Genomic DNA, 13595 nt, shown 5'->3' with positions numbered 1-13595 from the left:
TTCCCTTCTTGGGATATGACTGCTAGTCATATGTCTAGTCGGCATATCGGAGGCAGCCCGTGAAGTTCTCCATGATCTTCGAAGCACAGCTGGCCCACCCCACTCCCGAACGCGAGCACGCCCTCCTCCACGACTGCGTCGACCAGGCAGTCCTCGCCGAGGAGGTCGGCTTCGACCGCATCTGGGCGGTCGAGCACCACTCCCTGCTCCGGTACGCGCACGTGAGCGCGTCGGAGATCTTCCTGTCCTGGGTGGCGGCCCGTACCTCCCGGATCCGCATCGGCCACGGCGTGGTCACCATGCCCTTCGGCTACCAGCATCCGCTGCGCGTCGCCGAGCGGAGCGCGATGCTGGACGCCCTCTCCGGCGGCCGGGTCGACATCGGCGCGGGACGCGGCGCGACCACGCAGGAGATGGCGATGTTCGACGTCCGCGCCGAGGACACCTATCCGCAGGTGGAGGAGGCACTGCAGATCGTCGCGGCGGCGTGGCGGAAGGAGCAGTTCGAGTGGCACGGCTCGATCGACATCGGCCCCGGCGCGGTGCTGCCGCGCCCGGTCCAACTCCCGCACCCTCCCCTGTTCATGGCGTGCAGCAAGCACGACACGCTGCGCACGGCGGCCGAGTACGGCGTCGGCGCGCTGGTCCTCGGCTTTGCGGGCGCGGACGACGTCCGCGAGATGCGCGCAGTCTACGACGCGGCGCTCGCCGCGCGGGACGGCTCCCGCCTGGTCTCGTCGGAGGTCAACGACCACTTCGCGGCGCTCTGCCCGACGGTCGTCCTGGACGACGCGGAGGAGGCGTACCGCGCGGGCACGCGCGGGCAGCGCTTCTTCGCCGAGTCCATCGCCCAGTGGTACGGCGGCGGCCCCGCGCCCGTCGAGGACCCGGAACCGGACACGGACCACGCGGCGGCGATGGCCTCGCACCGCGAGGAGTTGGTCGCCAAGCTCCACGAGGCGAGGGTTCCGGTCCGCCCCAGCGCGACGGGGACGTTCAACGTCGACCACGCCTACGGAACGGCGGAGACGGCGGTGGCTTACGTCGAGCGCTTGGCCGACATCGGCGTCGACGAGGTCATCTGCCTGATCCAGATGGGCACGGTGCCTCAGTCGGCGTGCCTGGAGACCATCCGGCAGTGGGGCGAGCACGTGATCCCACGGTTCCGGTAATTCCTTTGAACGGCGGGCCAGTTGCAAGGCCTAGGGGCGCGCGGCTCTGCTGATGTGCGGTTCCGCCGCGTGGGCGCGACAAGCCGGGCTGTGCTGCCGCCTCGCCGCGGACGTCGTCAGATCTCGCCGCGCAGCTTGGCCAGCGCCTCGGCGAGGATCGCCTCGCCGTCGGCGTCGCTGCGGCGCTCGCGGACGTACGCGAGGTGCGTCTTGTAGGGCTCGGTGCGCGGCGGAGCCGGCGGGTTCTCCTCGTCCTGACCAGCGGGGAACCCACAGCGCGGGCAGTCCCACGTGTCCGGGACCTGCGCGTCGGAGGCGAAGCTCGGCTTCGTCTCGTGTCCGTTCGCGCACCAGAAGGAGATGCGCAGTCGCGGCGCGGACTCGCCCCGCTCGGCCTCGCCCATCGGACCGGCCCCGACCCTGCTGCCACGGATGGCGTTCCCACTTGCCACGGTCTGACTCCCTGCGTGATGGTGCGGTACTGCGACCACCCGGTCGACTGGGCCCGGGCGAAGGTCGTCCTAGTGTACGGAACGCATAAGCGTCGCCCCACACCCCCGTCACAGACGGGCCGGTGACGACCGTCACCCATGATAGGCGTGGAGGCGACGCTCCGTCAGACCTCCTGACAGCGTCCTGCCGACCTGCGCAATCAGCCGTTCTTGGCCTTCATGAGCAGCGACAGGATGATGATGCAGGTGAACCATCCGACGCCCATGAAGATGGTGATCCGGTCGAGGTTGCGCTCGGCCACCGCGGAGCCACCGCCGGTGGAGGACATGCCGCCACCGAACATGTCGGACAGGCCGCCGCCCTTGCCCTTGTGCAGCAGGACCAGAATGACCATCATCACGCTGAAGAAGATCAACGCAATCGAAAAGCTGAGGATCACAGCCGGACCAATCTTTCAGGTGAGTGTCTGCTGGCAGCAGGCCCGGCACCCTACAGTGCCGGGACCTACCACCTTAGGCATGCGACAGCCTACGGGGAAACCCGTTGGCGAAACAGTCGCTCGAAAGACCGCGGTTCAGGCGTCGCCGCTCAGGAGACGGCCTGGTCGCGATAGCGGACGATACGGACGAACTCCTCCGCGTCCAGCGAGGCGCCGCCGACCAACGCGCCGTCCACGTCCGGCTTGGCCATGATCCCGGCCGCGTTGGAGCCCTTGACCGAACCGCCGTAGAGGATGCGGACCTTGTCGGCCACCGCCTGGCTGTAAAGCTCCGCCAGGCGGACCCGGATCGCGCCGCAGACCTCCTGCGCGTCCTCGGGGGTCGCCACCTCGCCGGTGCCGATGGCCCAGACCGGCTCGTAGGCGATGACGATCTGCTCCACCTGCTCGGCCGGGACGCCGTCCAGCGCACCCTCGACCTGGGCCAGGGTGTACGCGACCTGGTTGCCGGCCTTGCGGATGTCCAGGCCCTCGCCAACGCAGAGGATCGGCACGACGCCGTTCCGGAACGCGGCCTTGACCTTGCCGCCGACGATCTCCTCGTTCTCGCCGTGGTACTGGCGGCGCTCGGAGTGGCCGATGACGACGTAGGCGCACTTGAGCTTGGCCAGCATCGGGCCGGAGATCTCGCCGGTGTAGGCACCGGAGTCGTGCGCGGAGATGTCCTGCGCGCCGTACTTGATCTTCAGCTTGTCCCCGTCGACCAGGGTCTGCACCGAGCGCAGGTCGGTGAACGGGGTCAGGACCGCGACCTCGACCGCCGCGTAGTCCTTGTCGTTGAGCGCGAAGGCGAGCTTCTGGGTGTGGGCGATGGCCTCGAGGTGGTTGAGGTTCATCTTCCAGTTGCCGGCCATCAGCGGCTTGCGGGTGGTGGCGTCAGTCATGTCAGGGATGCTCACTTCTCCAGTGCGGCAAGACCCGGCAGGGTCTTGCCTTCCAGGTATTCGAGGCTGGCGCCGCCACCCGTCGAGATGTGACCGAACTTCGACTCGTCGAAGCCCAGCAGCCGGACCGCGGCGGCCGAGTCGCCACCGCCGACGACGGTGAAGGCGTCCGAGTCGAGCAGGCCCTGCGCGACGGCGCGGGTGCCGTCGGCGAAGGCGGGGTGCTCGAAGACGCCCATCGGGCCGTTCCAGAAGACCGTCTTCGCGTCGGCCAGCTTGGCCGCGAACAGCTCCTCGGTCTTCGGGCCGATGTCCAGGCCCATCTTGCCCGCAGGCATGGCGTCGACGCCGACGACCTCGGCGTCCTCGACCGCGGCCTTGGTCTTGAGGTCCGGGAAGCTCGCGGAGACCCGCACATCGACGGGGAGCACGAACTCCACGCCCTCGCGCTCGGCGCGGGCCAGGTACTCCTTGACGGCCTCGATCTGGTCCTCCTGCAGCAGGGACGTACCGACCTCGTGGCCCTGGGCCGCGAGGAAGGTGAAGACCATGCCGCCGCCGACCAGGATCCGGTCGGCCTTGCCCAGCAGGTTGTCGATCACGGCGAGCTTGTCGGAGACCTTGGCCCCGCCCAGCACGACCGCGTACGGACGCCGGACGTCCTCGGTGAGGCGCTTGAGCACGCCCACCTCGGTGCCGATCAGCAGACCGGCCGCGTGCGGCAGCCGCGCCGGCAGGTCGTAGACGGAGGCGTGCTTGCGGTGCACGGCGCCGAATCCGTCGCCGACGTAGAGGTCGGCCAGGGCGGCCAGCTGGTCGGCGAACTCGCCGCGCTCGGCGTCGTCCTTGCTGGTCTCGCCGGGGTTGAAGCGCAGGTTCTCGATGACGGCCACCTGGCCGGGCTCCAGGCCGTTCACGGCGTCGTGCGCGGCCGGGCCGACGGTGTCCTGCGCGAAGGCGACCGGCTGCCCGAGCAGTTCCGCCAGGCGCTCGGCCGCCTGCAGCAGCGAGAACGCCGGGGCCGGCGCGCCCTTGGGGCGGCCCAGGTGCGAGGCGACGACGACCTTGGCGTCGGCCTCGACGAGCTTCTTGACGGTGGGCAGCACGGCACGGATCCGGCCGTCGTCGGTGATCAGGCCGTCCGACATCGGCACGTTCAGGTCGGCTCGGACGAAGACGCGCTTGCCGGCGACACCCGGCCCGGCGATCAGGTCGTCGATGGTCTGCATGGTGGAGATGTTTTCCTGTTCTTCTGGGCGGTCGGCTGGGGAGTCGTCGGAGTGAGATTACTGCCCGACGGCATGCGGACAGGGTCCGGGCAACGCCTGCCCGGACCCTGTCGTCTCACACCTTCTGCTGTCTGTCCGTCAGAGCTGGCTGCCGACAAGGGCGGTCAGGTCGACCAGACGGTTGGAGTAGCCCCACTCGTTGTCATACCAGCCGAAGACCTTGACCTGGTTGCCCTGGACCATGGTCAGCGGCGCGTCGAAGATGCAGGAGTACGGCGAGTTGACGATGTCCCGGGAGACGATCGGGTCCTCGTTGTACGCCAGGATGCCCTTGAGTGAGCCCTCGGCGGCCTTCTGGTAGGCCGCGTTGACCTCCTCCTTGGTGACGTCCCGCTCCAGGGTGGCCACCAGGTCGGTGATCGAGCCGGTCGGAACGGGGACACGCAGGGAGGTGCCGTCCAGCTTGCCCTTGAGCTCCGGCAGCACCAGCGCGGTGGCCTTGGCGGCACCGGTGGAGGTCGGGATGATGCTCAGGGCCGCGGCGCGGGCGCGACGCAGGTCCTTGTGCGGGAAGTCCAGGGTGACCTGGTCGTTGGTGTAGGCGTGCACGGTCGTCATGAAGCCGGTGGTGATGCCGAAGGCCTCGTGCAGGACCTTTGCCAGCGGCGCCACGCAGTTGGTGGTGCAGGAGGCGTTGGAGATGATGCTCTGCTTCGTCACATCGAGCTTGTCGTCGTTGACGCCGATGACGATGGTGATGTCCTCGTCGCTGGCCGGAGCCGAGATGAGGACCTTCTTGGCGCCCGCGGCCAGGTGCTTCTTCGCACCCTCGGCCTTGGTGAAGATGCCGGTGGACTCGATCACGATGTCTGCGCCGAGCTCCCCCCAGGGGAGCTTGGCGGGGTCGCGCTCCGCGGTGACCTTGAAGGTCTTGCCATCGACGGTGATGGTGTCGTCCGTGTGAGTGACCTCGGCCTGGAAGGTGCCCAGGGTCGAGTCGTACTTGAGCAGGTGCGCCAGGGTCTTGGTGTCGGTCAGGTCATTGACACCGACGACCTCGATGTCGGCGCCCTGGGATGCGATGGCACGGAAGTAGTTACGGCCGATACGGCCAAAACCGTTGATGCCTACCCGGATCGTCACGAACCGATCTCCTCGCTGTTAGTCAGCCAGAGGGGCTGACGAGCTGGAATGGGATGTCCCCGACCGGTAACGACCCTACCTCCGCAAGGTGTTCTTGAGCACATCCGACCAGCCCTGAACGGGGGCTCTTTGGGCGCTTCTCAGCGCACGAACGACAGGGGTGCGGGGCTTTGGTGATGTGCGGTGCACATCACCAAAGCCCCGCGCCCCTGAGCACAGTGCGACTACCTGCAAGAGCGGACTGTCAGCCGGCGACCATCTCTTCCGTCAGGCTCTGCTCCGTGTTCGGCAGGCCCAGTTCGATCGCTCGCTTGTCGGCCATCGCCAGAAGGCGGCGGATCCGGCCCGCCACCGCGTCCTTCGTCAGGGGCGGGTCGGCGAGGGAGCCCAGCTCCTCCAGGGAGGCCTGCTTGTGCTCCATGCGCAGGCGGCCCGCGGCCGCCAGGTGCTCGGGGACCTCGTCGCCCAGGATCTCCAGCGCCCGCTGGACCCGCGCGCCCGCGGCAACCGCCGCGCGCGCCGAGCGGCGGAGGTTCGCGTCGTCGAAGTTGGCGAGCCGGTTGGCCGTCGCCCGGACCTCGCGCCGCATCCGGCGCTCCTCCCAGGCCAGCACCGACTCGTGCGCGCCGAGGCGCGTCAACAGCGCGCCAATCGCATCACCGTCACGAATGACCACCCGGTCCACCCCGCGGACCTCGCGGGCCTTCGAGGGGATGCCGAGCCGCCGCGCCGCGCCGACCAGCGCGAGCGCCGCCTCGGAGCCGGGGCAGGTGATCTCCAGCGAGGAGGACCGGCCCGGCTCGGTCAGCGAGCCGTGCGCGAGGAACGCCCCGCGCCACGCCGCCTCCGCGTCACAGGTGGCCCCGGAGACCACCGCCGGGGGAAGCCCCCGGATCGGGCGTCCGCGCCCGTCCACCAAGCCCGTCTGCCGGGCCAGCAGATCGCCGTCCTTGACCACCCGCACCACGTACCGACTGCCGCGGCGCAGCCCGCCGGGGGCCATCACCACCAGGTCCGAGGAGTGTCCGAAGATCTCCAGCAGGTCCTTGCGCAGTCGCCGCGCCGCGACACCGGTGTCGAGTTCCGCCTCGATCACGATGCGTCCGCTCACAATGTGCAGACCGCCCGCGAAGCGCAGGATCGACGACACCTCCGCCTTGCGGCAACAAGCCCGGGTGACGGGAAGCCGACTGATTTCGTCCTTCACAGCTGCCGTCATCGCCATGGCGCGATCCTTCCATGCGTTCTGAAGATCCGGTCGTACGCTGCGGCCAGAAGCTCCGGGTCGTGTCGCGCGCCGTCACCGGCGGCGACGGGCGCCAGCACCAACTCGGCGCCCAGGCGCTTGGCCGCGTCCCGCAGCGCCTCGGTGTCCGCGACGGCCCCGACGGCGTCGAGATCGGCGAGGACGAAGTCCAACTCCACACCGCGGGCGTGCTCCAGGAACACCTCCAGGTGCCGCTGCGGCGAGAAGCCCTCGGTCTCCCCGGGCTGGGCGACCAGGTTGAGCGCCAGGACCTTGCGCGCCTGCGTGGCAGCCAGGGCGTCCCGCAGTTGGGGAACCATGAGGTGCGGCAGCACGCTGGTGAACCACGAGCCCGGGCCGAGGACGACCCAGTCCGCGGCACGGACTGCCGTGACCGCCTCCGGGACTGCGGGCGGGTCCTCCGGCAGCAGCCGGATCGCCTCCACGGTACCGGGCGTGACCGCGACCTCGGCCTGGCCGCGGACGGTGCTGAGCTCCTCGGGTCGCGCCGGGTCCAGGCCGCGGACGGTGGCCTCGATGTGCAGCGGCACCGCGGACATCGGCAGCACCCGGCCGTGCGCGCCCAGCAGGCGGCCGACCCACTCCAGCGCGAGGACCGGGTCGCCGAGCTTCTCCCACAGGGCGACGATCAGCAGGTTGCCGACCGCGTGGCCGTGCAGGTCGCCGTCGCTCTGGAACCGGTGCTGGATCACCTCGGACCAGGTACGGCCCCACTCGTCGTCCCCGCACAGCGCCGCCAGGGCCTTGCGCAGGTCACCCGGAGGCAGCACGCCGAGCTCGTCGCGGAGCCGACCGCTGGAACCGCCGTCATCCGCGACGGTGACCACCGCGGTGAGCTCCCCGGTGAGCCTGCGCAACGCGGAGAGCGAGGCGGACAGGCCCCGGCCGCCACCGAGCGCGACGATTCTCGGGGCGCGGCGGCTGCCGCGCCTCATCTGCCGGAGAGGACCGCCGCCGCCGCTGAAGCTACCCGCCACCCGCGCCCCTATCACTCTTCGAGGCGCGCGTCCGTCAACCGCGTCCGCGCACCGTCACTCACGCCCCATGTCCCGGTGGACCAGCACCGTCTCCAGGCTGTCGGCGCTGAGGCGCTTGGCCAGCCGTTCCGACATCGCCACGCTGCGGTGCTTTCCTCCGGTGCAGCCTACGGCAATCGTCATATAGCGCTTTCCCTCGCGGCGATACCCCTCGGTGACGATCCGCAGCAGTTCCACATAGCCGTCGAGGAACTCCTTGGCGCCCGGCTGGTCGAAGACGTAGCGGGCCACCTCCTCGTCGGTGCCGGTGTGGGAGCGCAGCTCGGGGACCCAGTGCGGGTTGGGCAGGAAGCGGCAGTCGACCACCAGGTCGGCGTCAACCGGCAGGCCGTACTTGAACCCGAACGACATCACCGTGGCGCGGAGTTCGGGCTCCTGCTCGTCGGCGAAGTGGGCGTCCATCTTGGCGCGCAGCTCGTGGACGTTGAGGTTGGAGGTGTCGATGACCAGGTCGGCCTCGCCGCGCAGCTCGCGCAGCAGCTCGCGCTCGCGCTCGATGCCGTCCACGATCCGGCCGTCACCCTGGAGCGGGTGCGGACGGCGGACGTTCTCGAACCGGCGGACCAGGGCGTCCTCGGAGGCCTCCAGGAAGACCACCCGGAGCCGGACCCCGCCCTTCTCCAGTTCGTCCAGGGCGGAACGCAGGTCGTCGAAGAAGCTCCGGCCACGGACGTCCACGACCGCGCTTATCCGGGCGACGGCGCCCTGCGAGCGCGCGCCCAGGTCGACCATGGTCGGTATCAGGGCGGGCGGCAGGTTGTCGACGACGAACCAGCCGAGGTCCTCCAGGCACTTGGCGGCGGTGCTGCGTCCGGCGCCTGACATGCCGGAGATGATCACCAGCTCCGGGACCTCGGAACTGTCCGTCGCCTCGCCCGTGTCGGACTGCGGCTCCAGAGGCAGCTCCGGCGGCGTCTGCGCTTGCCTTTCAGGATCCGGCGTACTCACTACATCTCCCCGCTTTCGGTCGCATCAGTACAAACAACGCTTGCGGTCGTCTGCGGCTTCCCCTAGTCACTCCATGGAGTGACGTTACTGGGATCAGGTGACGTTTTCTCCGTCCGACTCTTCCAAAATCTCCCCTGTGGTCATGTTGACTGCCGGTGCTGCCGGTTTCCTGGCGGCCAGCGCGGCGACCACGGCCTCGGCCGTGCGGCGGCCGACACCGGGGACCTCGCAGATCTCGTCGATCGTGGCGGCGCGGAGTTTCTTCACCGAGCCGAAGTGCTTGATCAGCGCCTGCCGTCGGGCCTCCCCGAGGCCGGGCACGGTGTCCAGCCCGCTGGCGGTGGCGCGCTTGCCGCGCTTCTGGCGCTGGTAGGTGATCGCGAACCGGTGCGCCTCGTCGCGGACGCGCTGCAGCAGGTAGAGGCCCTCGCTGGAACGCGGCAGCACGACCGGGTCGTCCTCGTCCGGCAGCCAGACCTCCTCCAGCCGCTTGGCCAGACCGCACAGGGCGACGTCGGTGACGCCGAGCTCGGTCAGCGCCAACTGGGCGGCGGCGACCTGCGGCTGGCCGCCGTCGACGACGATCAGCTGCGGCGGGTAGGCGAAGCGGCGGGCCTTGCCGGTCTCCTCGTCCTTGGGCGGGGCGTGCTCCTGATGCCGGAACCGGCGGGTGATCACCTCGTGCATGGACCGGACGTCGTCCTGGCCCTCGAAGCCCTTGATCGCGAAGCGCCGGTACTCGCTCTTTCGGGCCAGCCCGTCCTCGAAGACGACCATGGACGCGACCACGTCCTGGCCCTGGAGGTGGGAGATGTCGTAGCACTCGATCCGCAGCGGCGCGGTCTCCAGCCCGAGCGCGTCGGCGATCTCCTGCAGGGCGACGCTGCGGGTGGTGAGGTCGGCGGCGCGCTTGGTCTTGTGCAGGGCGAGGGACTGGGCGGCGTTGCGCTCCACCGTGGTCATCAGCTCGCGCTTGTCACCGCGCTGCGGGACACGCAGGTCGACCTTGGCGCCGCGGCGCTCGGCCAGCCAGGCCAGCACCGGCTCGACCGGCTCCGGCAGCGCGGGCACCAGCACCTCACGCGGGACGCCCTCGCCGCGCTCCTCGCCGTAGAGCTGGAGCAGCGCGTGCTCGACCAGCCCGGCGGTGTCGACCTGCTCGACCTTGTCGGTGACCCAGCCGCGCTGGCCGCGGACCCGGCCGCCGCGCACATGGAAGATCTGCACCGCGGCCTCCAACTCGTCCTGGGCCAGGGCGAGCAGGTCGGCGTCGGTGCCGTCGGCGAGCACGACGGCGTTCTTCTCCATGGCGCGGCGCAGCGCCTCGATGTCGTCGCGCAGCCGCCCGGCCTTCTCGTACTCCATCTCGGCCGCGGCCTCGCGCATCTGCGTCTCGAGGCGCCTGAGGTAGCCGGCGGCGTGGCCGGACATGAAGTCGCAGAACTCCTCGGCCAGTTCGCGGTGGTCCTCGGCGGAGATCCGCCCGACGCAGGGCGCGGAGCACTTGCCGATATACCCGAGCAGACAGGGCCGCCCGATCTGCTCGGCCCGCTTGAACACACCGGCGGAGCAGGTGCGCACCGGGAAGACGCGCAGCATCAGGTCGACCGTCTCCCGGATCGCCCAAGCATGGCCGTAGGGCCCGAAGTACCGCACGCCGCGCTTCTTCGGCCCACGCATCACCTGGACGCGCGGGAACTCCTCGTTCAGGGTGACGGCGAGCGAGGGATAGCTCTTGTCGTCCCGGTACTTGACGTTGAAGCGCGGGTCGAACTCCTTGATCCAGCTGTACTCCAGCTGGAGCGCCTCCACCTCGGTGCCGACCACCGTCCACTCGACCGAGGAGGCCGTGGTGACCATCGTCCGGGTGCGCGGGTGGAGGCCCGCCAGATCCTGGAAGTAGTTGGCCAGCCGCTGGCGCAGGCTCTTCGCCTTGCCGACGTAGATCACCCGCCCGTCGGCGTCCCGGAACTTGTACACCCCGGGCGAGTCCGGAATCTGCCCTGGCGCGGGCCGGTAGGTGGACGGGTCGGCCATCACTTCCCCCATGCGTGCGGACTGCCACCGACCGACTCCCGCGCGGTCGTGACATGCGTGGACACCGCTACGGGAACCCCCCGCAGCGACACCTACGACCCTAGCGCGCAGGTCTGTCAGATCCGCGTCTGTTCCCAGGTCCGGGCGCTTGTCCCTCTCCTACGCGAGCCAGAAGCCGAGGGCGGCGAGGGCAGCGCCGACGAGAAAGAGGAGCACGCCCGGACCGCGCTCGGAGGACTTCCGCGCCGTGGCGCCCAGCTTGACGGCAAGCACGAGGCCGCCGACGGCCAGCAGCACGCCGAGCGCGATCAGCGGGACACCCGCGAGCAACCCCCAGTGCATGCTGCCGTGCCCACCGCCGCCCTGCGGAGGCAGGTTGCCTCCGGCGAGCTGCAGAGGGGCATTGGTGGTGTCGGACATGGATTCCTTTCAGCTGGCGGCGACTGGCTGCTAGGCGAGCCAGAAGCCGAGGGCGGCGAGGACAGCGCCGATGAGGAGCAGCAGCACGCCGGGCACGCGGTCGGCGGGCTTCCGCGCCTTGCCCCTAATCTTCACGGCGTACAGAACGCCGCCTCCTGCAAGCAACAGGCCCAGCACGAACAGCGGGACACCGACGAAGACCCACCAAGGAAAGGGGCTGTGACTATTAGGGTCGGGGACCACAATGAGTCCCGGGACCAGCAGCGGCCCAGCAGCAACGGCGGACATGGGTTTCCTTTCAGCACACCCGCGTGCGCGGGCGGAGCTCACTGGGCCGGGCTCTGGTTCGCGAGCTGCTGCTGCTCCTGCTGGAGGTTCTGCAGATCGGACTCGACCCCGGAACCGGCGTTGTAGACAGCCGTGTTGTCCGCAGTCCCGACCGAGAACTTGAACGCCTCATCGAGCCGCTTCCCCTGTTCGCTCAGGTTCTCGCCACCGAACTTGCCCTGCTCCGTCAGGCCGTCGATCTTCCCGTCGACGCGCGCGTTGCCGACCGCGCCGGTGACACCGGCGGTGAGCAGGTCCTCGGCGACGCCACTGCCGCTCTTGGCCTGCTGCTGGTTGGGGTGGAAGTACTCGTCCAGCCCGGTTCCCGCCATGTTGCCGAGCGCCCCGCTGGTCAGGCTGCTGACCTTGCCACCGTTGCCGGACAGGAAGTCCCCAATCTTGCTGGCCGCCCCCGACCCGGCGCCGAGACCTCCGCCCAGCCCCGCGAACGCTGCCGAGCCGCCCGCCTCGACGGCGCCGTCCTTGAGGTCCGCGCCGAGGTTGACATGCTGACCGGAGAGCGCCTGATTGGCCGCCATGCTGGCCGTGTCCGCGACGAAGTTCCCGGCGAAGGACTTCCCCGCGTCGCCGAGCGCCTTTCCGGAGATCTTGGCCAGCGCGGACAGCACCTTGCTGAGCGTCGCGGCCGACTCCTCCGAGAGCTCGAACAGCTCGGTCAGCACCTCGGAGAGCTTGTCCGCCACCCTGCCGAACTGGGCCACCAGGTCGACGATCTTGGCGACCTTGGCGGCCACCGCCGTATTGGCGACCAGGTCGGAGAGGAAACCGGTGAAGGCCGACAGCACCGCGCCCGCGACCTCCATCTCCGCGATCTGCACGCAGATGTCGATGATCGACTCGTTGATCTGGTCGATCTCGGCGGCGTAACTGCGCAGGCCGCTGGCGGCCTTGTGCATGTTGGACGCGAAGTCGTCGAGCGTCTTGGCCTGCTGCTGCCAGTGCTGATCGAAGGCCTGCCGCGCCGAGCCGGACCAATCGCTCGTGCCGGTGTAGGACACCCGGGTGTTGAGCAGGTTGACCCGATTGGAGAGATCCGTGGCCATGGAGTCCCAGTCGGAGGCGATGGACCGCAGCGTGTCCCCGTCGCCCCCTGGCAGCTCCACGCCGAAGGCCTGAAGGACGTCCATGACATGGCTGTCGATCCAGCCGTTGATGTTCACCACCGTGGTCCCCCGACCCTCAGAAGCTCTTGTGCACGGCAACGAAGCCCTGCTGGGCCTGCTGCTCGTTGCCGTCGTAGGTCTCGATCGTCTGCCCGAGCTGCTCGGACTCGGCCTGCAGCGCTTCGGCAATCATGCCGAGCGCGTTCAGCGTGCTGTTCAGCAGGCTGGCGTACTGCTGGGAGGCGCCGTCGCAGGCGCCGAGGATGCCGAAGGCCTGACCGATCTGGCCAGCGGCCTCACCGAAGGAGACGGCGTCACCGGCCAGGCCGCTCGCCTCCTGGTTGAAGCTCTCCGACAGGAACTTCACACTGCTGTACGTGATCTCAAACTGAGTGCTGATGGGCATCCGAACCGCTCCCCCGTTGCGTGACGCGGGGAGCCTAACAGCCCGCTGTGACACGCCTCGCAGGCGCTTGGCACTCCATCACAACTGCTTCACGCGAGCGCCCCGCCACCGAGCGGCGGCGCTTCCTCAGCTGAAGGTGGCGACGAGCTTGCCGTTCTTGACTGCGAGCGGGATGGACGGCAGCGGCGCGGTAGCCGGGCCCTGGACGACGGAGCCGTCGGTCGTCTTGAACTCGCTGCCGTGGCACGGGCAGGAGATCACGCCGTTGGAGACGCCGTCGACCACGCAGCCGGCGTGGGTGCAGACGGCGCTGAACGCCTTGTAGCTGCCGGCGGTCGGCTGGGTCACGACGCACTGCTGCGCGCTGTAGAGCTTGCCGCCGCCGACCGGCACGTCGCTGGCCGCGCCGAGCGTCACCGGCCCCTTGGGCGCGGGCGTCGCGGAGCAGGCCGACAGCGCGACCACTCCGGCCCCCGCGAGACCGACGGCGGCGGCGCCGCGCAGCAGCTGTCGCCTACAGCAGCCCTCGGACGCGGGCGCGGCGACAGCGGCAGGGTCGGCGGGGGTGGTCATCTCGGTGCTCATCGCTGCACGCGCTCCAACGGGGTTCAGGCCCCCGCGGTCACGAAGGCATCGAGAGCCACGATAA

15 protein-coding genes are annotated in these 13595 nt (G+C 69.6%); 1 reads left to right on the top strand and 14 read right to left on the bottom strand.

Annotated elements, in window-relative coordinates:
• Positions 1–59 precede the first annotated feature (59 nt).
• On the top strand, positions 60–1172 hold the full coding sequence (locus ABH940_RS10210; protein ID WP_370105085.1) for an LLM class flavin-dependent oxidoreductase: 1113 nt from the start codon (positions 60–62) through the stop codon (positions 1170–1172).
• A 116-nt stretch (positions 1173–1288) separates the two neighbouring features.
• Here ABH940_RS10210 and ABH940_RS10205 read toward each other — a convergent pair whose 3' ends face one another.
• From ABH940_RS10205 to ABH940_RS10140, 14 genes are all read right to left on the bottom strand, one after another.
• Positions 1289–1576, bottom strand: coding sequence for an RNA polymerase-binding protein RbpA (locus ABH940_RS10205; RefSeq protein WP_370071583.1), 288 nt, complete (start codon positions 1574–1576; stop codon positions 1289–1291).
• A gap of 248 nt (positions 1577–1824) precedes the next feature.
• A complete protein-coding gene (gene secG / locus ABH940_RS10200; RefSeq protein ID WP_370071571.1) occupies positions 1825–2064 on the bottom strand; it encodes a preprotein translocase subunit SecG in 240 nt (79 codons plus the stop codon).
• Positions 2065–2213: 149 nt separating this feature from the next.
• Positions 2214–3008, bottom strand: a complete 795-nt coding sequence (gene tpiA, locus ABH940_RS10195; RefSeq protein WP_370071572.1) for a triose-phosphate isomerase — start codon at positions 3006–3008, stop codon at positions 2214–2216.
• Positions 3009–3019: 11 nt separating this feature from the next.
• A complete protein-coding gene (gene pgk, locus ABH940_RS10190) occupies positions 3020–4237 on the bottom strand; it encodes a phosphoglycerate kinase (protein ID WP_370071573.1) in 1218 nt (405 codons plus the stop codon).
• A gap of 138 nt (positions 4238–4375) precedes the next feature.
• Entirely contained in the window at positions 4376–5380 is a 1005-nt protein-coding gene (gene gap, locus ABH940_RS10185) for a type I glyceraldehyde-3-phosphate dehydrogenase (RefSeq protein ID WP_370071574.1), read from the bottom strand.
• Positions 5381–5624: 244 nt separating this feature from the next.
• Entirely contained in the window at positions 5625–6605 is a 981-nt protein-coding gene (whiA, locus tag ABH940_RS10180) for a DNA-binding protein WhiA (protein ID WP_370068665.1), read from the bottom strand.
• The gene (gene yvcK, locus ABH940_RS10175; RefSeq protein WP_370068663.1) at positions 6596–7582 is read right to left on the bottom strand and encodes a uridine diphosphate-N-acetylglucosamine-binding protein YvcK; all 987 of its coding nucleotides are present in this window, start codon (positions 7580–7582) and stop codon (positions 6596–6598) included. Before yvcK ends, whiA begins: the two co-directional genes overlap by 10 nt.
• Before the next feature lie 96 nt (positions 7583–7678).
• Positions 7679–8587, bottom strand: coding sequence for an RNase adapter RapZ (rapZ, locus tag ABH940_RS10170; protein WP_370068692.1), 909 nt, complete (start codon positions 8585–8587; stop codon positions 7679–7681).
• 138 nt (positions 8588–8725) lie between these two features.
• Positions 8726–10669, bottom strand: coding sequence for an excinuclease ABC subunit UvrC (gene uvrC / locus ABH940_RS10165; RefSeq protein ID WP_370068690.1), 1944 nt, complete (start codon positions 10667–10669; stop codon positions 8726–8728).
• 159 nt (positions 10670–10828) lie between these two features.
• Complete coding sequence (locus ABH940_RS10160; RefSeq protein ID WP_370068661.1) at positions 10829–11089, bottom strand: hypothetical protein; 261 nt, start codon at positions 11087–11089, stop codon at positions 10829–10831.
• A 30-nt stretch (positions 11090–11119) separates the two neighbouring features.
• The gene (locus ABH940_RS10155) at positions 11120–11377 is read right to left on the bottom strand and encodes a hypothetical protein (RefSeq protein WP_370068659.1); all 258 of its coding nucleotides are present in this window, start codon (positions 11375–11377) and stop codon (positions 11120–11122) included.
• A gap of 38 nt (positions 11378–11415) precedes the next feature.
• Positions 11416–12600, bottom strand: coding sequence for a WXG100 family type VII secretion target (locus ABH940_RS10150; RefSeq protein ID WP_370068657.1), 1185 nt, complete (start codon positions 12598–12600; stop codon positions 11416–11418).
• A 16-nt stretch (positions 12601–12616) separates the two neighbouring features.
• Positions 12617–12946 (bottom strand): hypothetical protein, encoded by a 330-nt coding sequence (locus tag ABH940_RS10145; RefSeq protein WP_370068655.1) that lies wholly within the window; start codon positions 12944–12946, stop codon positions 12617–12619.
• Positions 12947–13072: 126 nt separating this feature from the next.
• Positions 13073–13531: a Rieske (2Fe-2S) protein gene (locus ABH940_RS10140; protein ID WP_370068653.1), complete on the bottom strand. Its 459-nt coding sequence runs from the start codon at positions 13529–13531 to the stop codon at positions 13073–13075.
• Between the last annotated feature and the right edge of the window lie 64 nt (positions 13532–13595).

Source organism: Streptacidiphilus sp. BW17 (genome assembly GCF_041262485.1).
Lineage (GTDB): Bacteria > Actinomycetota > Actinomycetes > Streptomycetales > Streptomycetaceae > Streptacidiphilus.
This window is presented reverse-complemented; position numbering and strand designations above follow the sequence as displayed.